The 26,686-nt window shown below is 60.2% G+C and carries 19 protein-coding genes; 7 read left to right on the top strand and 12 right to left on the bottom strand.

Annotated elements, in window-relative coordinates; all coding sequences use genetic code 11:
• Positions 1-3 precede the first annotated feature (3 nt).
• From AC1DM5_RS28930 to AC1DM5_RS28945, 4 genes are read right to left on the bottom strand one after another with little or no spacing between them, the layout of a single operon-like run.
• Positions 4-924, bottom strand: coding sequence for an ABC transporter permease (locus AC1DM5_RS28930; protein ID WP_477819670.1), 921 nt, complete (start codon positions 922-924; stop codon positions 4-6).
• A complete protein-coding gene (locus AC1DM5_RS28935; RefSeq protein WP_477819671.1) occupies positions 924-1,772 on the bottom strand; it encodes an ABC transporter permease in 849 nt (282 codons plus the stop codon). The genes AC1DM5_RS28930 and AC1DM5_RS28935 overlap by 1 nt, the downstream gene beginning before the upstream one ends.
• The gene (locus AC1DM5_RS28940; RefSeq protein WP_477819672.1) at positions 1,773-2,354 is read right to left on the bottom strand and encodes an ANTAR domain-containing response regulator; all 582 of its coding nucleotides are present in this window, start codon (positions 2,352-2,354) and stop codon (positions 1,773-1,775) included.
• Positions 2,351-3,484, bottom strand: coding sequence for a transporter substrate-binding protein (locus tag AC1DM5_RS28945; protein ID WP_477819673.1), 1,134 nt, complete (start codon positions 3,482-3,484; stop codon positions 2,351-2,353). The genes AC1DM5_RS28940 and AC1DM5_RS28945 overlap by 4 nt, the downstream gene beginning before the upstream one ends.
• Positions 3,485-3,811: 327 nt before the next feature.
• Between AC1DM5_RS28945 and AC1DM5_RS28950 the strand changes: the two genes are divergently transcribed.
• A complete protein-coding gene (locus tag AC1DM5_RS28950) occupies positions 3,812-5,401 on the top strand; it encodes a right-handed parallel beta-helix repeat-containing protein (protein WP_477819674.1) in 1,590 nt (529 codons plus the stop codon).
• Between the two features lie 203 nt (positions 5,402-5,604).
• Here the strand turns inward: AC1DM5_RS28950 and AC1DM5_RS28955 are convergent, their stop codons facing one another.
• The 7 genes from AC1DM5_RS28955 to AC1DM5_RS28985 all read right to left on the bottom strand — a co-directional run bounded on the left by AC1DM5_RS28955 (position 5,605) and on the right by AC1DM5_RS28985 (position 15,304).
• Positions 5,605-7,851, bottom strand: a complete 2,247-nt coding sequence (locus AC1DM5_RS28955; protein ID WP_477976309.1) for a glycoside hydrolase family 95 protein — start codon at positions 7,849-7,851, stop codon at positions 5,605-5,607.
• A 2-nt stretch (positions 7,852-7,853) separates the two neighbouring features.
• Positions 7,854-8,951, bottom strand: a complete 1,098-nt coding sequence (locus tag AC1DM5_RS28960) for an ABC transporter ATP-binding protein (RefSeq protein ID WP_477819676.1) — start codon at positions 8,949-8,951, stop codon at positions 7,854-7,856.
• A gap of 37 nt (positions 8,952-8,988) precedes the next feature.
• A complete protein-coding gene (locus AC1DM5_RS28965; RefSeq protein WP_477819677.1) occupies positions 8,989-10,023 on the bottom strand; it encodes a LacI family DNA-binding transcriptional regulator in 1,035 nt (344 codons plus the stop codon).
• Between the two features lie 140 nt (positions 10,024-10,163).
• A complete protein-coding gene (locus tag AC1DM5_RS28970; RefSeq protein WP_477819678.1) occupies positions 10,164-12,215 on the bottom strand; it encodes an alpha-amylase family protein in 2,052 nt (683 codons plus the stop codon).
• 4 nt (positions 12,216-12,219) lie between these two features.
• Positions 12,220-13,041 carry a carbohydrate ABC transporter permease gene (locus tag AC1DM5_RS28975; protein ID WP_477819679.1) on the bottom strand — a complete coding sequence of 274 codons (822 nt, stop codon included), beginning with the start codon at positions 13,039-13,041 and terminating at the stop codon, positions 12,220-12,222.
• Positions 13,038-13,997, bottom strand: coding sequence for a carbohydrate ABC transporter permease (locus AC1DM5_RS28980; RefSeq protein WP_477976311.1), 960 nt, complete (start codon positions 13,995-13,997; stop codon positions 13,038-13,040). Before AC1DM5_RS28980 ends, AC1DM5_RS28975 begins: the two co-directional genes overlap by 4 nt.
• Positions 13,997-15,304: an ABC transporter substrate-binding protein gene (locus AC1DM5_RS28985; protein WP_477819681.1), complete on the bottom strand. Its 1,308-nt coding sequence runs from the start codon at positions 15,302-15,304 to the stop codon at positions 13,997-13,999. The genes AC1DM5_RS28980 and AC1DM5_RS28985 overlap by 1 nt, the downstream gene beginning before the upstream one ends.
• Before the next feature lie 392 nt (positions 15,305-15,696).
• Between AC1DM5_RS28985 and AC1DM5_RS28990 the strand changes: the two genes are divergently transcribed.
• A complete protein-coding gene (locus AC1DM5_RS28990) occupies positions 15,697-16,509 on the top strand; it encodes an IclR family transcriptional regulator (protein ID WP_477976313.1) in 813 nt (270 codons plus the stop codon).
• A 63-nt stretch (positions 16,510-16,572) separates the two neighbouring features.
• Here the strand turns inward: AC1DM5_RS28990 and AC1DM5_RS28995 are convergent, their stop codons facing one another.
• On the bottom strand, positions 16,573-18,762 hold the full coding sequence (locus AC1DM5_RS28995) for an alpha-amylase family protein (RefSeq protein WP_477819683.1): 2,190 nt from the start codon (positions 18,760-18,762) through the stop codon (positions 16,573-16,575).
• A 559-nt stretch (positions 18,763-19,321) separates the two neighbouring features.
• On the opposite strand from AC1DM5_RS28995, the gene AC1DM5_RS29000 reads away from it, so the two are divergent.
• The 5 genes from AC1DM5_RS29000 to AC1DM5_RS29020 form a co-directional block, all read left to right on the top strand.
• Positions 19,322-20,416 (top strand): LacI family DNA-binding transcriptional regulator, encoded by a 1,095-nt coding sequence (locus AC1DM5_RS29000; protein WP_477819684.1) that lies wholly within the window; start codon positions 19,322-19,324, stop codon positions 20,414-20,416.
• A gap of 245 nt (positions 20,417-20,661) precedes the next feature.
• Positions 20,662-22,257, top strand: coding sequence for an ABC transporter substrate-binding protein (locus tag AC1DM5_RS29005; protein WP_477819685.1), 1,596 nt, complete (start codon positions 20,662-20,664; stop codon positions 22,255-22,257).
• A gap of 206 nt (positions 22,258-22,463) precedes the next feature.
• Positions 22,464-25,025 carry a hypothetical protein gene (locus tag AC1DM5_RS29010; protein WP_477819686.1) on the top strand — a complete coding sequence of 854 codons (2,562 nt, stop codon included), beginning with the start codon at positions 22,464-22,466 and terminating at the stop codon, positions 25,023-25,025.
• 93 nt (positions 25,026-25,118) lie between these two features.
• Complete coding sequence (locus AC1DM5_RS29015; RefSeq protein WP_477819687.1) at positions 25,119-26,054, top strand: ABC transporter permease; 936 nt, start codon at positions 25,119-25,121, stop codon at positions 26,052-26,054.
• Positions 26,054-26,686 (top strand): ABC transporter permease (locus AC1DM5_RS29020; protein ID WP_477976315.1); only part of this gene is annotated, 633 nt, incomplete at its 3' end. The genes AC1DM5_RS29015 and AC1DM5_RS29020, both read left to right, overlap by 1 nt.

Consider the following 26,686-nt stretch of genomic DNA (forward strand, 5'->3'; position numbering starts at 1 on the left):
CTGTCAACGTGTACGGATGCGTGGATCGATGAGCGGCGCCACCAGATCGGCGAGCAGATTGCCGATGACGATGGCAAGCGCTGAGGTCAGCGTGACGCCCATGATGATGGGTATGTCGACCTGCTGGATGGCCTGCCAGGCGAGCTGGCCGATGCCCGGCCAGCCATAGACGGCCTCGACCACGACCACGCCGCCCATAAACTGGCCGATATCGATGCCGATCATGGCGATGATTGGCAGAATGGCGTTCGGCAGCGCGTGGCGGAAGATGATGCGGCGCGACGACAGGCCCTTGGCCCGCGCCGTGCGCACGTAGTCCTGATTGAGCACATCGATCATGGCTGATCGGACCATGCGTGCATACCAGCCGGCGCCAAGGACGCCGAGGGTGGAGGCTGGCAGCACAACATGGGCGAACGTGCCGTAGCCGCTCATGGGTAGCCATCCGAGCGTTACGGCAAATACATAAAGAAGCAGCAGGGCGACGACGAATTGCGGTGCCGAAACGCCGACGAAGGAAGCCGTCATGACTAGCCGGTCGACGAAACCGCCGCGGCGCACGGCGGCGATCGTGCCGAGCGTCAGCCCGAGAGCAACTTCCACCAGGATGCCGGCCAGCATCAGGACGAGCGTTGCCGGCAGACGGGCGGCGATCAGCGTCCAGACCTCGGTCTTCTGGGCATAGGAACGGCCGAGATTGCCGTGCAGCAGATTGGAGAGATAGGTGCTGAACTGGGCGAGCAGCGGTTGGTCGAGGCCGAGTTCGTGGCGGATATTGGCAACCGTCTGCGCCGTGGCGCTGCGGCCGGCGATCATGCGCGCCGGGTCGGCAGGCAGCGCGTAGAGCAGCACGAAGGTAATGGCGGCAACACCGAGAAGAATGAGGGCGGCCTGAACGAGCCGGCGAAGGATGAGGAAGATCATCAACCTCTCCCACGCTGGGTCGGATCAAGGATGTCGCGCAGCGCATCTCCGACAAGATTGAAGGACAGTGCCGTCAGCAAGATGATTGCGCCAGGGAAGAAGACGAGCCACGGAGCGGCCTGGAAGTAACTCTGGCTTTCGAAAATGATATTGCCCCAGGAAGGCTGCGGCGGCTGCACGCCGATGCCGAGGAAGGAGAGCGTTGCTTCGAGCAACACGGTGGTGGCGATGCCGAGTGTGCCCCACACGATCGCCGTCGGCACGAGATGCGGCAGGATATGCAGGAAAAGCACGCGCATATGGCCGGCACCGAGCGAGCGCTCGGCCATGATGAAATCACGCTCCACCAACCCGCGCGTCTCGGTATAGACGATGCGGGCGACCTGCACCCAGTTGACGAGCGCGATCACCATGGCGACGATCCAGAGGCTCGGTCGCAGCAAGGCAGCAAGCACGATTGCCAGCAGCAACGCCGGGAAAGCCATCATCAGATCGGTGAAGCGCATCAGTATATTGCCGACGATGCCGCGCAGGTAGCCGGCGAGGATACCGATGAGGAGGCCGATCGCGACCGCGATACCATTGGCGACGAGGCCGATGACGAGCGAGGTGCGTGCGCCGAAGAGCATGCGCGAAAAGAGATCGCGACCGAGCGTATCGGTGCCGAGCAGATAGGGGCCGCCGGGCGGCAAAGGCGCACCTTCCAGCGACAATCCGTCGAACATCTGCTCATCGGGATTGAAGGGCGCGATCCAGGGTGCGGCCACGGCAAGGCCGATTACAACAAGCACGACAACAAGGCCGAAGAGAGCGGTCGGCTGCCGCAAAATGGCTTTCAATACACGCATTCAACCCGCCTCCGGCAGGGGTTCTATGCCGCCGATAATGAAGGCGGCGATTTGTTCCATCGGCAGGCGGCGGCGCATGGCGCAGTTGCGCAGGATCGAATAGGCGCGCTCCTCATCGACCCCATGCGCCTTCATCAGCTTCTCGACGGCGGCATGGACGAGCGGGCGCAGGCGCACGCGCTCTTCGAGATATTGCAGGCGCTCGGTGACACCCTTGCGCTCCTGATGAATGGAGACGGCCATGACGAGGGCCGGATAGACGGCGGAGGCGGCAATCGGCTTGGCGATAACAGCGCCGGCACTCTGGCCGAGCGCCCAGGCGATACGGCCCGGCGCTTCCGAGCCGAGCAGTGCGACGACCGGGCATGTCGGAGCGGCACCACTCCAGGGCAGGAGATCGTCAAAGCCCTGGTCGGCATCGACGATGACGAGATCGGGTACGCCTGCGGCCGAAAGAGGCGCCCATTGCAGCGTTGCCGAAAGGCCGAGAAGACGCAACTGACGGATCAGCTTTTCCGTATTGCCGTCCTCGCGGTGCAGGACGACAGCATGCCAGCCAGTGAAATTGGGTGTTTCCTTCATGACACCACCCGCAATTTGGGCGAAGCCGGTTTGTTGCGGCCCGTCAGATAGGGATCGGCGGCAAGCGGCGGGCGCGAGGCGATCACATCGAAGCCGTTCTGAGGATTGATGCGGCCGAGATGGAAGGGCAGGGCGGCGTGATTCGTCTCGCGGTCGATGTTGAGCGCACCGAAGGGCGTCGCCCAGCTCTTGCCGTACAATTCCTGGCGCACCGCGGAAGGCTCGTCTCCGCCGGCCGCCACGATCGCATCGACGCAGAGACGCACGGCCGTATAGGCGCTCGCAAAGACGCTGGAGATACGGCGCTCGGCGCCAAAATGGGCGACGATCCGCTGCTTGAATTCGGCGTTTTCCGATGTCGCGACGCTGTCGAAATAGGATGCCGCACAAAGCTGGCCGGTGGCGGCGCCCGGGGCGATATCGTCGAGCTCGCATTCCATCAGGTCGCAGCTGACAACAGGGCAATTCTCGGGCCGGAAGGCCGCGTCGCGATCGGCAAGCTGGCGGATCGCCTCGTGAAAGGCATAACTCGACGGGCCGATAAGATTGTTGAGGATGAAGCTCGGGCGACGCTGCTCGATATCCGCGACGATGCGCTCGACTGCGGTTTCCTCGAGCGGCAGGTAACGCTCACCCAAAACCTCGCCGCCGGCATTGGTGGTGAGTTCGCGGGCGAGCCGGTTCATCTCCCAGCCCCAGACGTAGTTGGCGCCGACGAGATAGGGCCGGTTGCCGTAGCGGGGGATCAGATATTCGAAGAGCGGCAGCAGATGCTGGTTCGGGCAGCCGCCGACATAGATGACGTTTTCGTTCGCCTCGAACCCTTCGTAGGGGCACATATACCAGAGCAGCCCGTCATGTTTTTCAATGAGCGGGATGACTTCCTTGCGGGCGGCCGAGGTAATGGTGCCGACGATATGACGGCAGCCGGCGCGCAGCAGATGGCGCGCGCCTTCAAGATAGGCGGCAAGATCGGCCTGCGGATCGAAGAAGATGGGCTCAACGGGCCGGTCACTCGCCGCAGCAAATTCGGCGATCGCGAATTTCGCGCCGTCGCGCGCGTCGCGCCCCATCGAGCCGTAAGGGCCGGTGGTGGAGTAAAGAATGCCAATTTTTAACGCGTCGTTCATCTGCAAGCCAAAAAACCAAAAACCCCATGAGGGCGTCCCATCCGCGACGGGGCCATCATGGGGCGAAACTGCCCAGCGACTATCGAAGTCATGTAAGAATGCGGAGGCGCTCTCTGCCTAATCCGCAGGCTTGAATAAAATACAGGCAGTCCGGTTTTGTCAAGCGCGCGGCAGGCGAAATCCGGGACGATGCGGTAAGATCACAACTGAGGCGGAAGGCCTGAAGATGTAGCTCTCGCGCCGTGCCGGGTACCGTTTGGGAGTGTTGGCAAAAATATCAACTCGGGCGATAGTATCGATGAGGTGTTTTTATTGGGGCGGCATTGAATGAAAGCGCAAATAAAGGTCAATGCCGAAGATATTCATAGGAAGCTCAACCGGCTGGAACCGGGTGGCGAACTCTACCTGAAAAAGGGCCGTTATCCCGATCCAATAACGATAACAGGTAAACGAGGCTCTGAGGATTGCCCTATATACATCACCGGTCCGGGAGCAATCCTCGGCTCTGATATGGACTTCGACGCCTATCGGGAAACTGCGAACAAACTGGCCGCGGCTCACCAGAAAGGCGGTTCGTTTCCCGGCATCTATTTCATGGCTGACAATGCGGCTTTGACATTGCGGGATTGCCAATGGGTTATCATCGACGAACTGGTTTTCAGGAACTGTTGGCCGACAGCAATATACCTCGACAACTGCCAACACATTTTCATACGCCGCGTCGATTTCAGGGGAGGGTGCATTGCGATCGGTGCGGCCGGTCCCTACACGCGTCATCTGCTCATCGAAAAATGCAGCTGGGTGCAGGATACGAAAAGCCACGGTGAAGACGACGTCCTGTCGATCCGGGACGATGGCTATGTTCGTGCCGACTTATCCCTAGGAGATTGCAGGCTTTGGAGCGATATCCCCTGGAAGCAGGTGCACGGATCGGGCGACGAAGATGGTCCCGTTGACCCCGTTGGCGATGCACGCGCCTATGACGGCGACTTCTTCCGCGCCTGGACCATTGCCGGATATGTCATCATCCGCGACAACGTCATCACAGACGCATTCAATGGCGTCCATTTCTTCAATCAGGCATCGGAGTCCACCAAGGAAGCCTTCGCTCGGAACGTTCTCATCGAAGATAACTGGTTCGTGCGGATAAAGGATAACGCCGTCGAACCGGAGAATTTCGCATGGAACTGGACGATCCGCCGGAACCAATTCGTCGATTGCTACATGCCGTTTTCCTTCGAAATGCAGCGCTCCGGCTACTTCTATGTCTACGGCAATCTTGGCTGGAACGTTCACATTCCCGGACCCGAAGACGACAAGCATACCAAGGGCGTGCTTTTCAAGTTTCCCGAGACGCATATTGCGGATGGACCGCATTACGTCTTCAACAATACCTGGCTCCTTCGCGCGCCGATTGCCAAGAAGAAGAGATTTGCGAAGCTGGAGCATCGCAACAACCTTATTGGCTATGCGACTGACGCCGATAAGTTCAAGTGGGAGGCTTGTTCTCCCTTCGGATCAGGCTGGAGCTTCGACTCCTATCCCTTGACCGAACTGGATGACCTCATCCGCTTTGAGGGGGGGTGCTTCACACGTTCCTGGGGATCTCTTGGCATCGTCTTTGACGGCGATGTGATCTCGCACCGGGATTTTCCCGATCGATTGCGGCAGGCGCATTATGATATCGGCAAAAATGCCAGGTACGCGGACGTCCAATTCCAGGATCAGACCATCGGTCTGCCTTCCGGATTGAAGATAACCAAGGCTCCGGCGGCAATAGCCTTCTCCATCGAGTTGCCGGATAAATCGCGCCTTCTGTTGGCGCCATCCAACTATTGTGTTGGCGCCTGGCAAGAAACCGGCCGGATCGATGCCTTTGATCCGTTATTCGCAGTCATATGGCCTACACCAGCATGATATTTTGAGGGAGATCAGTCTTAGGAAGGGAAGAGCAAGGACAGCGGCAATACGAACGCTTGCGATCAAGCGTCTGCGGCCGTCAAAAGTTCAACGCGCACTGGCTGAATATCGTGCGGGCAAATGATGCACTCGATCAAGCCGCTATCGTCTGATCGCCAATGTAGGCCGTTAAAAGCTGAGTTCGCATAGAGGCCCGACCTCTATGCGAAGAGATCGTCTTTGCTCGCCATGAAAGTCTGTCCAGCGGCAAGGGCGACGCTGAACCGGCCGTCCGCAAAACGGACGGCCGTGCGAATATCCCGTGCTGCCGAAATCGCAATCTTCACCGGCCTGCTATTCTCCCAGTCGAGGTCGAGAAGCATGCCGCCGCGCACCCGCAAACCGCGCAATGAGCCGCGCGGCCACGCTTTGGGCAGGGCCGGTAGCAGGTGAATTTCGCCTGGGCGAGACTGCACCAGCATTTCCAGAATGCCGGCGGCCCCACCGAAATTGCCGTCGATCTGGAAGGGAGGATGGGCGTCGAACAGATTGGTATAGGTCCGCTCAGGACTGATCAGCAGTTTGACCACATCGAGCGCGTGATCGCCGTCACGAAGCCGTGCCCAGAGATTGATGCGCCAGCCGATGCCCCAGCCCGTCGCGCCGTCACCGCGGATTTCCAGCGAGCGACGGGCAGCGGCCGCAAGTGCAGGCGTGTTGTCCATGTCGATCTGCCAGCTCGGATAGAGGCCGTAGAGATGCGAGACATGCCGGTGGTGCATTTCCGGCGCTTGCAAGTCCCAGTCTTCAAGCCATTCCTGGAGCTGGCCCGCCGATCCGATCCTGTCGGGCGGAAGGCGCGGCAGGACGCGATCGATCTCCGAGACGAACTCATCCTCGCCGCCGATGGAAGTGGCGACGGGACGAAGCAGATTGAGGAAATCCCGGATAATCTGGCTGTCCATGGCAGGCCCGGCGCAGATCGAGGCGCCGTGCGGGTGGACATTCTCGGGTGAAAGCGARGGGTTTGTCACGAGATAGTTTGTGCCCGGAAGCGACACCAGCACATCGAAGACAAACTCTGCCGCAGCCTTGGCAACCGGGAAAAGCCGCCTGCGCAGACCATCGGCGTCGTCGAGGTAATCGCTGAGATCAAGCAACTGTGTCATGAGCCAGGCGCCACCGGTCGGCCAGAGGCCCCATTTGGCGCCGTCGATCGGCCCGGTCGCGCGCCAGAGATCGGTATTGTGGTGCATGACCCAGCCGCGGGCGCGATAGTGTATCTGTGCCGTCTCGCGTCCGGCTTCAGCAAGTTCCTCCGCCATCTCGACGAGCGGCTCGATGCATTGGGGCAGATTGGCCGGCGTCGGCAGCCAGTAATTCATCTGCAGATTGATGTTGGCTGTATATTTGCTGCCCCAGGGCGGATCGACCTCCTCGTTCCAGATGCCCTGCAGGTTTGCAGGCTGCGTGCCCGGGCGGGACGAGGCGATCATCAGGTAGCGGCCGAATTGCACATAGAGTGCCCCAAGCCCGGGATCCTCTCCGTCGGCAAAGCCCGCAATCCGGCGATCGGTCGGCTGCGAGGCTGCCTGCGTCGTGCCGAGATCGATCGCGAAAGTGCGGAACAGCCTTTGATGCTCGGTGATATGGTCACGGCGCATGGCCTCGATGCTGCGGCCGCCGGCTTTCGAAAGACGCCCGGTGATAGTGCCATCCGGATCGCCGGAAACATCGTCAAAACGACGGAAACTCGTGGCGGCATCGAGCAGAATCACAAGCTCGTCGGCACTGTCTACGGAGATGATGCCGTCGGAGGAGATCGAACTCCCTCCTGTATTGATCACCTGAATGCCGAAGGCAAAGCGAAGGGCGGCGGCAATGCCCCATTCCGCCTTGCCGGTGCCGGAGAAGGTCAGTCCTGCAGCGTCCGGGTCGACGAGTTGCCCCTGTTGCGGGCTGTCGAGCGATATCCGGCATCTGATGGCTCCGGGCCGATCCGCTGAAAGGCGCAGGACAAGCACGCCATCAACCGCCGAAACAAAAGCCTCGCGAAAGAAGGTGATGCCGTCGGCAACATAGGAGGTCGTGGCGATCGCCGTGTCGAGATCGAGCGTGCGACGGTAGCTGCCGACAGTTTGCGAATGGAGGAAATCGATATGGAGATCGCCGATCGGCTGATAGGACATCTGCTTGATCGGCCGCGCCATCAGATGTTCTTCGGCCACTGCTTCCGCTTCCGCATAGTGCCCGGCGAAGATCAGTTCCCGTATTTTCTCCAAGTGGCCATGGGCATCGGGATTGGCCGGCCGGTAAGGCCCGCCGGCCCAGAAGGTGGACTCGTTGATCTGCAGCCTCTCGGAAACGGGGTCGCCGAAGACCATGGCGCCGAGCCGACCATTGCCGAGCGGCAGCGCATCCGTCCAGAGCCGGGCAGGGGCATCGTACCAGAGAAGATCGTCCGCCATCGTCATTCCGCCGGGATGTTGTTTGCCGGCCTGATATCGCGGATCCGCAGGCCGTCGACACTGAAGAGCAGCGCCTTTCTCGCGGAAAAGCCGGCGGCGACCGTTTCGCCCGGGCGCAGGGTCCTTTCCGAGCGGTCCTCGATGATCACGGATTGGCCCGAAGCGAGAGTTCCGTAGATGAACCGGGTTCCGCCGAGGTTCTCCACCACGTCGACCTTGACGTCGATCGCGCCACCGCCTTCGTCCTGTCCGGTGAAATGTTCCGGGCGGATGCCGACCTTGACCGGCATTTCCTTGCCCGGGCCGACGATGCCGGCTCTAAAAACCGCGCCGCAATCGAGCTTGATCACCCCATCCGCGCCGAGCTTGCCATCGAGGAAATTCATCCGTGGCGAGCCGATGAAGCCGGCGACGAAGAAATTGTCGGGATCGGCATAGAGCGTGTCCGGCGTGCCGGCCTGCTCGATCTTGCCGGCGCGCATGACGACGATCTTATCGGCAAGTGTCATCGCTTCCGTCTGGTCATGCGTGACATAGATCATCGTCGCGCCGATGCGCCGGTGCAGCTTCGCGATCTCGACGCGCATGGAGACGCGGAGTTCCGCATCGAGGTTCGACAAGGGCTCGTCGAACAGGAAGACGGCAGGGTTGCGCACGATCGCCCGGCCGATCGCGACGCGCTGACGCTGGCCTCCGGAGAGCTGTGCGGGTTTGCGCTTGAGCAGCGACTCGATCTGCAAGGTTGCAGCGGCGGCGGCAACGCTCCTGTCGATATCGGCCTTGCCCATGCCGGCCATGCGCAGCGAGAAGCCGATATTCTGCTCCACCGTCATATGCGGATAAAGCGCGTAGTTCTGGAAGACCATGGCGACGCCGCGTTCGATCGGATCGGCCTCGTTCATGCGCCGCCCGTCGATCGCGAGGTCGCCGGCGGTGATCTTCTCAAGGCCGGCGATCATACGCAGCAGCGTCGATTTTCCACAGCCGGAGGGACCGACGAAGACCGTGAATGAACCGTCATCGACGCTCAGATTGAGGCCCTCTATTGCTTGAAAGCTGCCATAGGATTTGTCGATATCGTGCAATTCTACGCTGGCCAAAGCTTCCTCCCTTTTACCGCTTGGCGGGCAGAGCGCGTCAGGTGATCCGTCGCGTCGAGCCTCGCAGGATGATGTCGCATTCAAGGACGACGCTGCGCGTCGCTCCGCCTGACGGTTCCGTCAGGCGTTCCACGAGAATGTCTGTGATGGTTTCTGCAATGCTTGCCACTGGTTGGGCGACGGCCGTAATGCCGGCTTCGTAGAGCCGGAAGATTGCCACGTCGTCGAAGCTGGCGAGCGAAATATCCTCGGGCACATGCCGGCCGTTCTCCTTCAACCAACTCAGCCCTCCGACTGCCATGCCGTAATTGGCGGAAAAGATCGCGGTGGGTGGATTTTCGAGCGACATCAATCGCTTGGTCGCCTCATAACCGCCATCCATGCGCCAGTTTCCACGCGCCGCGAGCGTCGGATCGATTGTGATGCCCCGGTCGCGCAGCGCCTGCTCATAGCCCGCCAGCCGCTCGATACCTGAAGAATTGCGCGGGTCGCCTGTCAAAATGCCGATGCGGCTGTGACCGAGATCGATAAGGTGGCTGACGATGCGATAGCTTGCGCGGTGGTTCTCCACCATGACCCGGTCCGCCGCCAGCCCGCGGACGTCGTTGTTGTAGAAGATGATCGGAATGTCGTGATGAATCAGGTCGTCGACGCGGTCGTAAACCTCCGCTGTGCCGTCCATGACCAGCGCATCGACACGCTGCGCGGCGAAGAAATCCAAGGCTTCTGCGACCACCCGCGGATCGCCGCCATGGCAATAAGTCAGAAGTGCGCGTCCGGTTGGGCGCACCGAATGGGCGAGATGCTCCAGCATGCGGGCATGGAATTCGTCGAAGGTCGGCACCAGGAAGCCGATCATATGGGTGAGGTCGGTGCGGATCGAGGCGGCGGCGGCATTGCGCCGATAGCCGAGATCCTGGATCGCCTGCTCGATTTGCTCGCGGTTGGACCGGCGGATCGTCTGGCCGTTGAGATAGCGGGACACGGTGCCGACTGCGACGTTTGCCACCCTGGCAACGTCGATGATCGTGGCTCCGCGCCTTCTTGCGGCCGTCTGGTCCGTCTGTCGCATTTCGAGTGGGCTCCTGCACTCATTCATGGGAAATGGCGCCTGGTCAGGCGCCTTTCCGTCGTATAGCCCAGCGCCCCGCCGCCCACCAGTATTGCGGGCGGCAAGAGCAAAGTCCGACGGTTCCCTTACCTCAACCTGCATCAGGCGCCTTCGAACACTACTGCGCTGTGGATGTGCAGGCGTGGCACGGTAATGTTGATGGCGCCGTCGTCGCCGGCATTCCAGGCGAGATCCTCGCCGGTCATAGCATCGAAGACGCGTTTCGGTTTTGCCGGCAGACGCACTGTGGCATTGACAGGGCCGATCGCCGGAATGTCCTCGATCATTTCCATCACACGCGTCGAGCCGTCATCGCCGCGCACGTCTTTGCCGCGGATCTGCGGCGGACCGTAGAGGAGATGCAGGATATGGCGATCGTGCTCGATCTGACGCGTCAACGTCGCCCGCCCGGAGGAGGGCAGGTCGGTGACCATCGCCGGATTGGGAACGAGCCGGTCGATAAGACCGCGAACGACATATTTGTAGAGCGGCTGACCCATCGCACGGTAGAGCCGGAAGATCGGGTAGGCTATATAGGCCGCCCCCTTATGCTCGGTCACAGCAGCGCCGACCATCTCGGCATTTGTGTCGTCGGGCGCATGCTGGTGCGAGCAGAAATGTTTGTACGAGCGATTGAAGTAGGATGGGAAAATACCCGCCAGGACAGTCGCACCGGCTGAGCGGACGGTTTCAGCGTCATCGTAGAAAACAAAAGCCGTTTCCGGCATGGAGGCGTCGAGATCTTTGCCAGCCCTTACATAGCTCGGCTTGAAAGCGACGGGTGCCACGCCTCTTTCGATGCCGAGGTCGATCGCGAATTTACCGCTCTCATCGAGCCCCGAATGCCAGGAGGCGATGATCTTGCCACCGCCGGCCAGATAGGACTTCAGCCGTGCAGCGAGCGTCGCATCGACGGGGATTTCGTCCGGCAGAACCAGCAGGCGGTATTGTTCGAAGCGGCCGGATATATCGAGGACATCGAAGGGGCGCTTCAGCTCCTGCAGCATCTGCGCCGCACCATCATCGCTTGGATGGTTGCGTGACCCCTTGGGGTTCATATGTTCGGCCGAGAGGATGGCGATCTCGGAGATCTGCTTTGCGCCTTCCAGGAAGGGTTCGAGCTTTTCGACGCGATGATAGGCCGGTGCGATCGACGCATAGGTGTCGGGGTTTATTGCTCCGTTCGGATGAAGCTGGTCGCCGACCAGGCATTTGGAGCCGAGCGCGATCATCTGGGCGCATTCATATTCCAGCGCGTCCGGATGCTTGAAGCCGCCGAATTCGCCCCAGGATGTGTGGAACTTGCCGGTATGAGCGAGGAAATCCATGCCGAGCGTGGCCGCATAACGGGCGCTCGATGGGAAATGGTCGTAGCCCCAGCCGCCGGTCGGCAGGCTTTCGAGCTCGAGATGCGAATAGGTCGAAAAGCGTTCCGGCCCCTGCTTATGAATATGGCCGCAATTGTAGAACACGCGCAGGCCCGGAAACTCTGAGAACAATGCCTCGCTGGTCTCGCGACGGAACTGCTCGTTGACCGCCTCGTCATTCTTCAGGCGGTCGGCCGGATCTTCCGGGTCAAGGCCCTCGCATTGCATGCGCTCGATGCAGGCCGGGCAGACGCAATCCGGTGTCAGGATGATATCGAAGAAGAGCCCCTGTGTCGGATAGTTCTGGGCAACTTCGCGCGCCTGTTCAAGGATGTAGTGCCGCAGGCCCGCATGATTGAGGCAGAGCGTGTGCCATGCTGGGCTCAGTTGCTTGCCGGCTGAAGGGTCTGCTGGCCTGTCGTGATGATAGCGGTTCGAGGCGCTCATGGCCCGCCATTCGGGATGTTCGCGCGCCGTCAGCTCGTCCCACTGCACGGAGATGTAGATCGGGCTTTCGATATCGGCGGCAGACAGCGCCTTCACCATGTCGCCGAGCAGATCCGGGCGGGCAAGCTGCGGATGCGGCTTGCCGACCTTGGTCGGATAGTAGGACCAGCCATGATGGCACTTGGCGAAGATGGTGATGGAATCGACATGTGCTGCCTTCAGCGTCGAGACGAAGGCATCCGGATCGAAATCGGCGCCGATGCCGGGAATATGCTCTGACGTATGGAAATCGAGATGGATCTGGCGGTAGCGCAGCGGCTTGTTTGTGGTCTTGGGCATGGTCCTATTCCTTTGCGCCGGTGCGGGTTTGCGAGCCGGCGGCGAACTGACGTTGGAAAATGAGGAAGACGAGCAGGGGAACGAGGGTGGTGATGATGGCCGCCACCGATCTCAGGTCCCAGTTGATCTCGTAGCTGCCGGAAATGCGGGCAAGCAGTACGGGAAGAGGCACATCGCTGCGCAGGAAGAGCATGGGCAGCAGCAGGGCATTCCATGTCCAAAGGAACTGCAGGATGCCGACGGCAAAGATCGGCGAAAGGCTATTCGGCAACACCACGTGGCGGAAGGTCGCCAGCGGCCCGCAGCCGTCGATCTTGGCAGCCTCTACCAGTTCGCGCGGGAAATCCTCGAAGAAGTTTTTAACGAGGAAGATCGACCAGGCGAAGGAGAGCCCGACATAGGGGATCAGCACCGACAGGATGTTGTCGATCAGCCCCATGTCGCGCCAGAGCGTGAAGAGCGGAATGATGACGACCTGCTGTGGCAACACGAATGCATTGATGATGATGATCAGCAGCACCCGGCGGAACGGGAATGTCAGGAAGTGGAAGGCATAGGCTGCCGCCGGTGTCAGCAGCATGGTGAGTGCCGTCGCAATGCCAGCTGTCTTCATCGTGACCCACATGGAGTCTGCGAGCGGATATTTGTCCCAGACGCGGCGCCAGGCATCGAGCGTGAGATCGAAATGATCGAAGCGCCACCAGCCGAGCGAGACACCCTCGGGCGGGCGGAACGAGGTGACGACAATGCCCATGATCGGGATCACCCAGATGAAGGCGACGATGCCGACGACGACGATAATCCAACGAGGAGCCTTGCCGATCATTTCGCACCTGCCGTTCGTTGGATGATGGCGGGGATGGAGATGATAAGGACCGCCAGCAGCAGGATGACGGTCGCGGCCGCCCCATAGCCCAGTTTGAACTGGGTCATGGATTCCCGGTACATGAAGTAACCGACTGTTTCCGCCGAGCGCACGGGGCCGCCGCCGGTCAGGATATAGATGATGTCGAAGGCGCGCAGTGCCGTGAGCAGGTTGATGAAGACGGCGACGCGCACGCCCGGCATCGACAGCGGCATCATGATATGCCGCATGGTCGAGACCGGCTTGGCGCCATCCATATAGGCGGCTTCGAGCACAGATTTCGGGATCGCCTGGATGGCCGCAAAGATCAGCATGAGGGGCAGACCGACGCCGCTCCAGGAAGCCGCGACGATCAGAGCCCAGAGGGCCGTGTTGGCATCCCCCAACCAGGCATGTGCAAAGCCCGGAAAGCCCAGGAGTTGGATCAGCGAATTGAGCAGGCCGCCGGCATCCGCCCTGTAAATGCCGATCCACATATAGCCGGAAACCGCTTCCGAAATGCCGAAAGCCGCGAAGATCATCACTCGGAAGGGCAGGGTCTGCTGCGGCGCAAAAGCGCACAGCATTGCCAGAATCCAGCCGATCGCCACTGAGATGACAGTCGTGCCGATGGTGAAGATTAAGGTCGTCAGCAGCGTGTTGCGAAATGCCGCATCGGCAAACAGCCGCGCGTAATTTCCGAAGCCGATGAAAACAGGCTTTCTCAGCCCCTGGATATCCCAGAAGCTCAGCCGGATCGTCTCCACCAGCGGGTAGATCACGGCAATCGCAAACAACACGAGAACCGGCGCAATCAGGATCAGTGCGGCGGGCGTGTCCCTGAGCAGACGCCGACGGCCTTTGATGCCAGCCGCCAGCGGAGAACCCTGCATCACGCCCGCCGCTTCCCGCACCGGGGAAGCGGAGGTGCTAGCCATCAGTAGGAACCCTGGGCCTTGGTTTCGATAGCCGCAAGAACCGTGTCGATATTGGCGCCAGACGGATCCTGCAGGAATTTCTGCAACTGCACGCGATACTCGTCGACGAGATCGCCGGGCAGCAGGTCGCCGAGCACAAATTGCAGCTTCGAGCTCGCAACGGCCTGCGTCGCCACTTTCTGTACCTCGCCATAGAGCGAAGCATCGACGTTGCTGCTTGGCGAAGCATAACCGGCCTTGGCGAGAATGTTGGCGGCCTCGGCACTCGTCCAGAAATCGAGGAAGGCGTCAGCGGCCTTCGGATTGGGGCCATTCGTCGTCACCAGCAGCTCCTTGGCGTCGACGCTCGATGTATCGTCATGGCCCATGCCGAGAGACGGGAACTGGAAGAGACCGTAATCCTTGCCTTCGACCAGCTTGTAGTCGTTCTTGGCGCGATTGTTCATCCACATGCCGATCAGCAGATAGTTCTTGGCGTTGGCCTGGAAGACCTGGTCGGCCTCACCGTCCCAGTCATTGGCAAGCATGATGTTCGGCGCGCCGCAACAGCCGCCCGTTAGCATCTCGGCGTATTTTGTCAGCGCCGTCTTCACAGCGGGATCGGTCCACGGAATTTCATGGGCGGCAAGCTTCGTCGCCGTCTCGACGCCTGCGGTCCTGAGCAATAGCGTTTCGAACCATTCGGCATGCGCCCAGTATTTGCCGGGGATCGCGACCGGGGCCGCATAGCCGGCCTTGGTGAGTTTCGCGAAAGAGGCGACAAACTCGTCCCAGGTCTTCGGCGGTTCGGCAATGCCGGCCTTGGCGAGATGCTCCTTCTTGTACCAGATGCCGGAGCGGTCACCGAAGGTGTAGGTCAGACCGTAGGTCTTGTCGCCGATAGATCCGAGATCCTTCCACGACTGGCTGATGAGCTTGTCCCAACCGAAGGATTTCCACGGGTCGTCGATCGGCCGGAGCATGCCGGCGTCGGCGAGTTCCTTGCGGAAGGCCGGCCATGTGTTGAAGAGCACGTCGACGACCTCGCCGCCCATCAGCGCGGTGCGGATGCCGCCGCGCATGTCACCTTGGCCGGTGATGGCGACTTCGCGGATCGTGACATTGGGATATTTCGCCAGAAAGGCCTTCTGGATCGAATGCATCATGTCGAGTTCTGAACCACCGAGCCAGTTCAGAACGACGAGTTCGCCGCTGATTGGATCCTGAGCCCGTGCTGCGCCTGATATGGCCAGCAAGGCGGTGCTGCCTGCTCCTGCGAGCAGCGTGCGGCGGCGGATTTCAGGCATAAATTTATTGCTGTCGGTCATGTCAAGTCCTCCCAAACGTTGACTGCTGCCATCCGGCATTCAATTTAATTGAAACGTTATCATCTATTTTGCCTCGAACAAGTGTTTTTATCGATAAATAAACGACGTGCGCTTAAGCCATTATAATAAAATCATAAATTCAAGCATGTATGATGATTTAAAACCGGCTTTCTAAAGCGAGGTGTTCGCAAAAAGGGGCTAAGAATCCAGGTCGTCTCCGCAGGATTGCGGTGGCCTTGCTCGACCTAGCGTCGGCGTGGCGCACGATCTCGTGAACAATCATTTTTCGGTCGATGCGTTCATCTTTCCTGCGTTGACGCTTACGCATGGTAGCGTTACCATAGGCATCGACGGCGCCAAGAGATGCTGAATAATCGCAATGGAGGAGACGCATGGGAGAGCGTGTGGAGGAGAAAAGTCTTCACGGGCGCGTTCAATCGATCGACCGCGCCATGATGCTGCTCGAAGCGATGGGAATGGACGAGGACGGCAACCGTCTGGTCGATCTAGCCACCCGTACGGGTCTGGCGCCCTCGACGGTCCATCGCATTCTGACGACGCTGGAGCAGTGGCAATTCATCCAGTACAATCCGAATGATCGCATGTGGCATATCGGCCGGCAGGCGTTTGCCATCGGTTCCGTGTTCACCCGTCAGAGCAACCTTGTTGCGACCGCGCTCCCCTATCTCAGGCGCTTACGCGATCAGACGCGCGAAACTGCCAATCTCGGCTTCGTTCAGGACGGCGAGGTGGTCTGTGTCGATCGAGTTGAGAGCCGCGATATCACCCGCAGCGTCACCCGGGTCGGCAGTAGGGTGCCGATGACGGCCTCAGCCATGGGCAAGGCGATCCTGGCAACCTATTCGCAGGAAGATCTGGAGACGATCCTGTCACGGGAGGGAAGCCGGCGCTTCACGGCCAATACGCTCACCAGGCAATCGGCACTTCGCGCCGATCTCGAAAGAATCCGGACGGATGGTTATGCTATCGATGATGAGGAGCTGGTTTCCGGCCTGCGTTGTGTGGCCTCTGCTGTCTATGACCATCACGGCGAGGCGATCTGCGCTATATCACTGTCGAGCATCGCATCGCGGATAACGCCGCAGCGGATTCCGGTGCTCGGGCGCCTGCTCGCTGAGACTTCGGCGCAGTTGACGGCGGCCCTCAGCGGGGAGATGCCGCCTGTCAACGCCATTGCGAGCTGACACGAAACACTCTGCTCGAATGGACCGCCGGCTCTTTCGAACCGGCGGTTTTCTTTTATCCGATCAGGACCAGTCGACGACGATCACCTCGTGGTCGAGGATTGCGCCGGCATCGATGGCGATTTCACTGCCCTCGTCGGTGATCTTCACTGTCTTTCCCGCAACTCTGAGGCTCGCGTCGGAAGCGGTCTTGCCGGCCGGCTTGCGCAGACGCAACGTCACCGGACCGATCGGTACGAGTTCGTTCTGGCGGCCGGGCACTCGGGAGATCAGAACGCGGTTGTTGAGATGAACGATCTGCCGTTTATCCTGCCGATAAAGCGCAGCGGTGATAAGGCCGTGCGTGCCTTCCAGCCTGAGCAGCGAGTGATCGGCAAGCATCCAGCGCGCGGCATTGGTAATCAGGCGCGCGTGCTCGAACTGGTCGTCACGGGCATAACAACGGTCGAGATCGGCGACGAACCAGACGAATTTGCCCTTGCCGTTCTCGCGGGCAGTGATGGCAGGCACATCCGAATAGGGCTGCCGCATCCAGGAGGTTTCCGGCGGATAGATCGGAAAATCCGGAATGAAGGTCGCCAGCACCCTGACGTCATCATCGACGCTAACGACCGGCAGGTAGCCGCCGAAGGGTAGGGTGTCGGTCTCATCCAGACCGGCCAGCACCGGATGGCGGCTTCCGTCAGCTTTCGGCGCCGTCTTGTCCGAGGGGCCGTGCACACCCCTGCGTAGCTCCGGCAAGAGGCGCAGATAGGTGTGGCGCGCGCTGGTTTCGATGTCGGGATTAGCGGCCTCGAAGTCGCCATGCGCTCCGTTCCTGCGATGGACACCGAAGAGCTTGCCAAGAGCGAAGTCCATCCGGCGGTCGCCATGCTCGCTGTAGAGGCTCGCTTCTGACGAAGCGATCACCGAACCGCCCTGAGCCGCGAAAGCCTCGATGGCGGAGACCTGCTCGTCTGACATGGCGGCGAGGTTCGGAAGGATGAGTACGCTGAAGCGTCCCGCCGCCTTCTCGATATCGTCGGCATTGACGGGCAGATAGGTGATGCCGGCGCGATCGAGCGCCCGCACCGTGCCCCGATAGGGGTTCATCGTGCGGTCGTTTGCCTTGTCGCGACCGTGATAGTCGTGGTTGTTCTGTGACCAGACGACGCCGACATCGGCCTGAGGCTGCCGGTTGATCAGAATATCCTGGTTCGCCTCATGCCATTTGAAGATCGGCTCTGCCGTCTTGTACTGACGGCGGTCCTCATGCAGTGAGCCGATATGGTGCCACCAAGGCTGGATGCCGCCGGCAAAGCCGGAGGAGGACCAGAGGCGCACTTCGGCGGGCGGCATGCTGGCGAGGCGAAAAGCCGGCGAGCCAAGCTGGTATTGCGGCGTGCTCTCAGGAATGAGCTTGTCCCAGCCGCCCACCTCATGCAGCCGTTTGCCGGTTTCGGTATTGTCCTCGAAGCCGTCGATCAGGTTGCGGCGCTGGTGGTCGAGCATGACGATCGGGCTGCGGGCAAGGATTTCCTTGAGATCGATGAAGCGGTTGCCGTTGTTCAGGATGTCGCCGCTGATCATGCCCATCCAGCAGCAGTCCTTGCCGCCGACTCCGGTCGTGACCTTGTTGTTGAATTCCCAGAGATCGGTGCGGCGCTTATAGTTCCACTGGATCCAGCGGCGATAGTTCTCGTCGGCCCAGTCATGGCGGCGGGGCAGGTCTACGCCCGACCATGCGAAGAACTGCTCGGTGCAGTGCCGACAATAGCAGATGTTCTTGCGCGGGATGCCGGCCCAACTGTTGTCGGCAAAACCGTCTGGCATGGTACGCTCGATGATCTCGCGCATGATGTCAGGCAGATATTCGCTGTAATAGGGCGAGTTGATGCAGGTCACATACTTGTCCGCCTGCCGGTAGGGTTTGCCGTCGATATCGAGGCAGATCCAGTCCGGATGAGCGCGGTAGAAATCCTCTGCGACACGGTTTGAATCCATGCGCGCGATGACCTTCAATCCTTCTTCACGCGCAGCCTTGACGATCTCGCCATAGAGGTCGCGGTCGCCGAGCGTTACCGCCTTGTGATGCAGCGGGAACTTCGTCGGATAGTAGCTGACAATGCCACCGGCATTGATGATGACGCCTTGGACACGGGTCCTACGCCAGTGCTCCCGCCACCACGTGTCGTCGTAACGCGCTGGGTCGATCTCAACCAGATTGGTCTGTCCCCATCGCAACGCTGTGCGGTACCAAGGCTCAGATCCCATGACTATTTCCACCCTCGTTCAGTTGGTTTGCATCGCCAAACTAAATGAAAGCGTCGCTTAGTCTCCGACTTTTCCCGGAAATTCCACGATGCGGAAAATCTCAGCAAAGCGTTCGATGGTTATCCGGAAATGTGTTCAGACAATTGCAACGAACATAGCGCCGGCAGTCCGCGCGAGAGCGTTCGCCGTCGAGCGACGGGTTCGGAAACCCAGCTCAGCTCCGTCTTGCGCGACCGCGTCAATTTCCGGCTGGACGAAATCGTCCGCCTCATGCCCGATCTGGAAAGGGCTCACCTTTTTGACAGTATAAGTGCAGTGCGTATAGGCTAACACCCATAAAGGCCAGCGTGTGTTGCCGTCTCCGTAAAGACGCCAGACATTTCATTCGACCGGGAGGCGTATTATTCCGCTATCAGGATCGGGGCGGACTGATTGGTTTTGCGCCTGCGTTGACTGCGATGTTGCTTTTTGGAATTGACATATTCGCTTTGAGCAATGCCTGAGAAACCTTCCAAGGGAGGGGCAGCGCTGTTCCGAAATGCCGCGAGGGGAGAAAAGATTGCGAAGCCGACGGACCGATGGTCGTCCCACGATTGCCGATGTTGCGCGTCTCGCCGGGGTCGGGGCGATTACAGTGTCGCGGGCGCTGCGTGATCCGAGCCAGGTTTCCGCCACCCTGCGCGCGAATATCGACAAGGCGGTGAGGGAACTGAACTATGTTCCCAATCTCAGCGCCCGGGCGCTCGCCTCCGTCAGGGCCGATGTCATCGGTGTCCTCGTTCCTTCGCTGACCCAGAATATTTTCTCCGACGTTCTGCGCGGCGTCTATGACGGTGTCGAAGGCACCGAGCTGCAGATCCAGATGGGCAATACCCGCTACCAGCCGGAAGAGGAGGAGCGACTGATCGCACAGATGCTGCGCCAGAAGCCGGCGGGCATGATCGTCTCTGGTACCGAACAGAGCGATCGCGCGCGCGAAATGCTGGAGGATGCTCGTTGCCCGGTCATCCAGATCATGGACCTGACGGACAAACCGATCGATACGATCATCGGCTTTTCGCATTATGAGGCCGGCCGGGCGATAACCCGTCACCTGATCGAGGCCGGCTACCGGCATATCGGTTTTCTGAGCGGCTGGCTGAATGGCCGTTCCTTCGGCCGTTATTCCGGTCTGAAGGACACGCTGACGGAAGCCGGCATCTATAATCCGAGCTATATTTCGCCGATCGACAGGAGCGACCATATTCCCGAAGGTGTGGGCTGGGAAACGCCGCGCTTTGCAACCCCCTCGACCGGCCGCAAGCTGATGGCCGATCTTCTGGACGCCAATCCGGATATGGACGCTGTCTTCTGCAACAATGACGTCATGGCGCTTGGTGCGCTGTTCGAATGCATGGAGCGCGGCATCCGCGTGCCCGAGGATTTCGGCATCGCCGGCTTCAACGATTTCGACATTATGGAAGCGGCCTATCCTTCGATCACTAGTGTGCGCAGCCCTCGCTGGGAATCCGGTTACAATGCAGTTATGGCGCTGCGTCGCCGCTTGAGCGGAGACGACAGCGGAGACCGGATTGTCGACTTGGGCTTCAAAATCAAGAAACGCGTCAGCACCGACCGCAGCGGGGAACTGCGGCGCCGGCTGATTAGCGACTGACGCCAAGACTGCCGATTTTTTGCCTGCGGCATATGTCGCAATTTGAATAAGAGCTTTTCCAAAACGCCCATAAATCCGCCGTCGAACAAACTTGACGCCTGTATCTGGTAGCGCTACCGTCCCATTGCGTTGCTCGTCGACCCAGAAGACGCTTCATAATAAAAACACCGGGAATTAAGCGTCAGCCGGGATGCAGCGCCTCGATAAGGGAGGATCTGAGCATGGCGATTACCCGACGTAGATTCATGGAAAATTCTGCGGCTGCTGTAGTTGGCGCCGGTATTGCAGCAAGCTTCGGGCCGGCTGCTTTTGCGCAAGCCACCGATACATTGAAAATTGCTTTTGCTGCCCGCGGCCTCAGGACCATCGACCCTGCGAAGTCGATCCAGGGTGTCGACAACTGGGCGATTATCCACGTCTATGACAAGCTCGTTGACCTGCCGCTCTGGAAATTCCCGGCAACGATAGACGAGCTCGTACCGCGCCTTGCGACAAGCTGGACCTCGACGCCTGATTCGAAGTCCTGGACGTTGAAGCTCCGCCAGGGTGTCAAATTCCACAAGGGCTATGGTGAGATGACGTCTGCAGACGTCAAGTTCACCTTCGACCGCATTCGCGATGCCGTCCGCGTCGGCGGCGTGCGTCCGAAATTCACCAATATCAGCGAAGTCGTGGCCGACGATCCCTACACGGTCACCTTCAAGCTGGCGCAGCCGGATCCGCTCTTCCTGCTCGGCGTTCTCAGCGACTACGACGCATCCGTCATGAGCAAGAAGGCGGTCGAAGAGAAGGGCGAGGAGCCGATCGGCCGCGATCCGATCGGAACCGGCCCCTATGTGCTGGAAACCGTCTATCCGGATCCATCGCAGGGCGTCATGCTGGTTGCCAATACAGAACACTGGGACGTCCAGCCGGCGACACCCAAGCTGCAATGCCTCTATATCGCCGATACGACGGCGCGTACGCTGGCGCTGCTGTCAGGCGACGTGCATCTGATCGAGGGCGTTCGCGCCCCCGGCTGGGCAGCTTCGATGTCGCAACGCGATCCGAACCTGATCTTCGACGTCGTCAGCCCCGGCAGCTTCTTCACCATGCAGGTCAACGTGACGAAGAAGCCGTTCGACGATGTGCGTGTGCGTCAGGCACTCTTCTATGCGATCGACCGCGACGAGATCACCACAGCGATCGCGCCGATCAGCAAGCGCACTTACGGGCTCAATCCACCCTCCTATCCCGGTGGTTTCACGGCGGAAAACATCCCGGCCGATGTTGCCTACAAGTATGATCCTGAAAAAGCCAAGTCGCTGCTTGCCGAAGCCGGGTTCCCTGATGGCTTCAGCTTCAAGAACGATACGTCGCAGCGCGAGGACTTTTCGGCCATCATGCTGATGATCCAGGCGCAACTGCGCAAGGTCGGCATCAATATGGACCTGAACATCAAGGACCACACGGCCTTCCATGCCGACCAGAACATCGGCACCAACACGCTGTCTCAGCAGTCGTCTGCGCTGCCGCCGGTGCCGACGCAGGTGGTCGTCACCTACCTGTCGAAGGGTGCCGAAGTCCGCTCGGATGGCAATGGCGGGGCGAATATGAGCCATTACGGCGTCGCCATTCCCGGCATCGACGACCTCCTGGGCAAGGCGCTTGCCGAGCCGGATCTCAACAAGCGCTTGGAGATCGTCAAGGAAATCGAGATCAAGGCCCTCAAGGATGCGGTCATTCTGCCCGTTTCCAACAACGGTTTCATGATCGTCCGTTCTGAAAAGGTCGATCTCGGCTACGACGTGGTTTCCGGCTATGTGAATTGGCCGCTGACCAGGGCCAAGATCAAGGCCTGACTTCCTTAGAACGGCGGGCAGAAAACGGAATCGCGTCCGCCGCTCTAAGTTTTTGTTAAAGCATCGGATTGTCCGAAAACCACTTCATATTTTCGGTCCGATGCTCCAGTCGCGAACACGTTCCGACATCATGATCGTTCCCTGCGTCGGGCCGGGAGCGTTGCGCCCTGCGCGCTGATATTGGTCTTATTCCTGCGAGGTCAGACATGGCGCAAGCCGACACCGTATCCATCAGCCTGCCATCCACACCGCTTTCCGACGGTGTCACATGGGCAATCGACGAATTGCGCAGCCGCCTGAAGCGGCGGGGTGCGAAATCCTCCGATAAGGCGTCAGGGGAGGGTATCTCGATCGCGGTGGCCGAGGTTGGATCGCCACAGGCGCCGGCAGCGATGGCGCGGAGCGAGGAGGCGTTTGCTCTCACTCGCGACGGCAACACGATTACCGCGTGGGCGCATGACGAAAGGGGTATGGTCTATGCTTTGACCGAACTCGCCGATCGCGTGCGCTATAGCGATGGCGAAGACCTGTTCGCAGGTAAGTTTCCTCTTGCCGAAAAACCGTCAGCCCGCATCCGCAGCATGGCGCGGCTGTTCTGCAGCGAGGAAGAAGACAAGGTCTGGTTCTACGACAAGCAGCAATGGCGCGATTATCTGACCATGCTCGCATCGAACCGGTTCAACCGTTTCGCCCTGACGCTTGGCATGGGCTACAACTATCCCTACCACAATCCGTGGATCACAGACGTTTATTTCTATTTCCCTTATCCGTTCCTGCTGAAGCTGCCGGGTTACGACGTCGAAGTCGCCGAGCTGTCCGATGAGGAGCGCGAAACCAATCTGGACATGCTGAAATTCATCGGTCGTGAGGCGGCCAAACGCGGATTGGAATTCCAGCTGGCGCTCTGGACGCAGCGCTATGATTTCGACGACGTGCCGCGTGCCAACTACACGGTCACGGGTGTGACGGACGACAATCTCGGCCCCTATTGCCGCGATGCGATCACCGAATTGCTGCGGGAAGTCCCCGAGATTACCGGCCTGACATTCCGCGTCCATGTCGAAGGCGGCATTGCCGAAGGCGAATACGGTTTCTGGAAGGAGGCGTTTGCGGGTGTCACTGCAGCGGGCCGCCCGGTAGAAATCGACATGCATGGCAAGGGTCTCGATCATACTATGCTGCAGATCGCCCGCGAATCCGGCATGCCCTTTGCCGCTTCACCCAAATATCTCGCCGAACATATGGGGCCGCCCTATCACCAGTCCGCTATCCGCAACAAGGAATACCCGCCGGAAGTAGCACGCAGCGAGCGCGAGCAGCTCAGCGAAGGCTCCCGCAAGTTCCTGCGCTACAGCTATGGTGACCTCCTGACAAAGGACAAGGACTATAAGGTCATCTACCGCATCTGGGCGGGAACGCAGCGCGTGCTGCTCTGGGGCGATCCGGAATTTGCCGCCGGTTATGGCCGCAGCTCCATGTTTGCAGGCTCCGACGGCGTTGAATGGTGCGAGCCGCAGAGCTTCAAGGGCCGCATGGGTACCGGCATTCCCGGTGGTCGCTTCAACTACCAGCAGCACGGCCTGCCGACGCGCTACGACTGGCAGAAATATGAGTATCAATACCGCGTCTGGGGGCGACTGCTTTTTTATCCGGAAGCACCGCGCGAAAGCTGGATGCGCTATCTCGAACATGAATGCGGCGATGCCGCCGCCGACTGCGAGAAGGGGCTCTCCTGGGCAAGTCGCGTGCTGCCGCTGATCACCCTGGCACATGGCCCTTCAGCGTCCAACAATCACTACTGGCCGGAAGTCTATACCAACCTTGCACTCGTCGAAGGCTCGGGCCGTCGCGCCTATGGCTTCGACATGGAAGGGCCGGTCCGTTTCGGAAATGCGCCGACCTTCGATTCATCACTCTTTGCCAATGCGCGCGAATATGCGGAGCTTCTTCTCGCCGGAAAGCCCTCGCATCGCTACACGCCGCTTGACGTGGCCGACTGGCTGGAGGAGATGGCGGAGGGCTGCGAAGCAGCTCTGACAAGGTCGAAGGCGACCGAAAGCTTCGGCTCGGCGGCCGTCCAGCGTATCATGATCGATGTGCAGATCTCTGCCGCCATCGCGCGCTTCTTTGCCGAACGGTTTCGGGCCGCTTGCTGGGCGGAGCTTTTCGTCGCCACTAGGGTCACGACGCTGATCGAGCCCGTTATTGATCACGCGAAGCGCTCCGTCATGGCTTGGCAGGCGGCGGCCGACGTCTCGCGCGACGTCTATCACGACGACCTGACCTATGGCCCGCAATCCTGGTTGCGCGGCTCGTGGCAATCGCGTCTGCCGGAGATGACGGCCGAGGTTCTCGATCTGGAGTCGTTGCGCGGCGCCGGCAAGTTTGAATCGGTGCAGGCGGACGAGCAGGTGCTTGCGGCCGTCAAGGCGCTCAAGGCCCGCCAGCCGGTCATATCCAGCACTGCGGGTATCGCAGCACCTGCAACATTCAAAGCTGGCGAGGCTCTGACGGTGCGTGTCGATGAAACCATGGACGAGGAACCGGTGCTGCACTATCGTCATGTCAATCAGGCCGAGCGTTGGAATTCGGCGAAGATGACACGGAATGGCGATGGCTTCGCCGCGACCATTCCCGGCGACTACACAGACTCCAAGTTTCACCTGCAGTTTTTTGTCAGCTCGAGGAGGGGCGGGCGAAACGTGCTGTCACCGGGCCTTGAGGACAACCTGTCCAACGAGCCTTATTACACGGCGTTGCAGGACTGAACCGTGCATACCATCATGGGTGTCCGCCGACGGGAACGCCGGCCGCGCCGAAGTAGGAGACCGCTCCGGCGGTGACAGGGAGGAGACGGATCTGTGACCCGGTATCTCTTGCTCAGGTTGGCGGACGCTATTCCGACCATCCTGCTGGTTTTGACGCTTGTCTTCATTGCCATGCGCATTCTGCCGGGCGATCCAGCAATTGCGGCGCTTGGCGACAATGCCACGGCCGAACAGCTCCAGCTCTTTCGCGAGCGGATGGGGCTGAATGCTCCCCTCTGGCAGCAATATATCAACTTCGTCATCGGCACGCTCAGCCTTGATTTCGGCCGTTCCGCCATGACCGACCAGCCGGTGCTCGGACTGATCATCTATAATCTTCCCTACACGATCGAGCTGACGATCGTTGCGATGATCATAGGCGTTGTCGTCGGGGTGCCCTTCGGCGTTTGGGCCGCGACCCACCGCAATGGCCTGCCGGATTCGGCCATGCGCGGCTTTTCGCTGTTCGGCTATGCCATTCCGGATTTTTATCTCGGCGCGCTGCTGCTCATTACCTTCGCGCTCAATCTCGGCTGGTTCCCAATCAATGGCGGCGGCACCGGTTTCATCGACCGCATGCACCATGTCTTCCTACCGGCGCTTACATTGGCACTGGTCAAGGCGGCCTTCATCGGACGCCTCACCCGCACCTCGCTTTTGGAGGTGATGGGGCGCGATTATGTGCGCACGGCCCGCGCCAAGGGCGCGGGCGAAATGCGCGTCATCTATCGTCACGGGTTGCGCAATGCACTTCTGCCGCTGACGACCGGGCTTGGCCTTAGCATGCTGGCCACCCTCTCCGGTTCAGTGGCAATCGAGCTCGTCTTCAACCGCCCCGGCATCGGCAAGCTCCTGATCAGCGCCATCTCCGAGCGTGACTATGGCGTCATCCAGGGTGGCGTCGTAGTCTTTGCGATGTTCGTGGTGCTGATCAATCTGGCGATGGACCTCGTCTACATCGTCGTCGATCCAAGAATCCGGGTGAAGTGATGGCCGCAACCGAACAGACCCCCCAGGTCATTGCTGACGATCACCGGCTGGCGGATGCGTTCCGCCACATCCTCTATGGGCGAATATCCACCAGTTTTGCGCTGCTGGTCGTCGCGATCTTCATCTTCGTCGCCGCCTTTGCGCCATGGCTTGCACCCTATGATCCGCTCGCCCAGAGCATTCTGACGATCAACCAGAACCCGTCAGCCGCCCATTGGCTCGGCACCGATCAGTTTGGCCGCGATGTGTTGTCGCGCATGATCTATGGCTCGCGCAACTCGCTGATCTTTGGCTTCATCTCGCCGGTTCTGGCGGCGATTTTCGGCACGCTGCTCGGCGTCACCGCCGGCTATTTCGGCGGCATCACCGACCGCCTCATCTCGCGCGTCATCGACCTGCTGCTCGCCTTTCCGGAATTGCTGCTGGCGATCATCATCGCCGCCGTGCTCGGCGGCGGCTTCTGGAATATCATCGCCGTCATCACGGTCGCCTTCATCCCCGGCTTTGCCCGTGTGGCCCGCGCCTCGACGCTGGCGGTCAAGCAGGAGCCCTATGTTGAAGCGGCGGTCGCGGTCGGCGTGCGCACGCCGACGATTATTTTACGCCACATCATTCCGAACATTGCAGCCCCC

It is taken from the genome of Rhizobium sp. 01T437 (assembly GCF_056398505.1).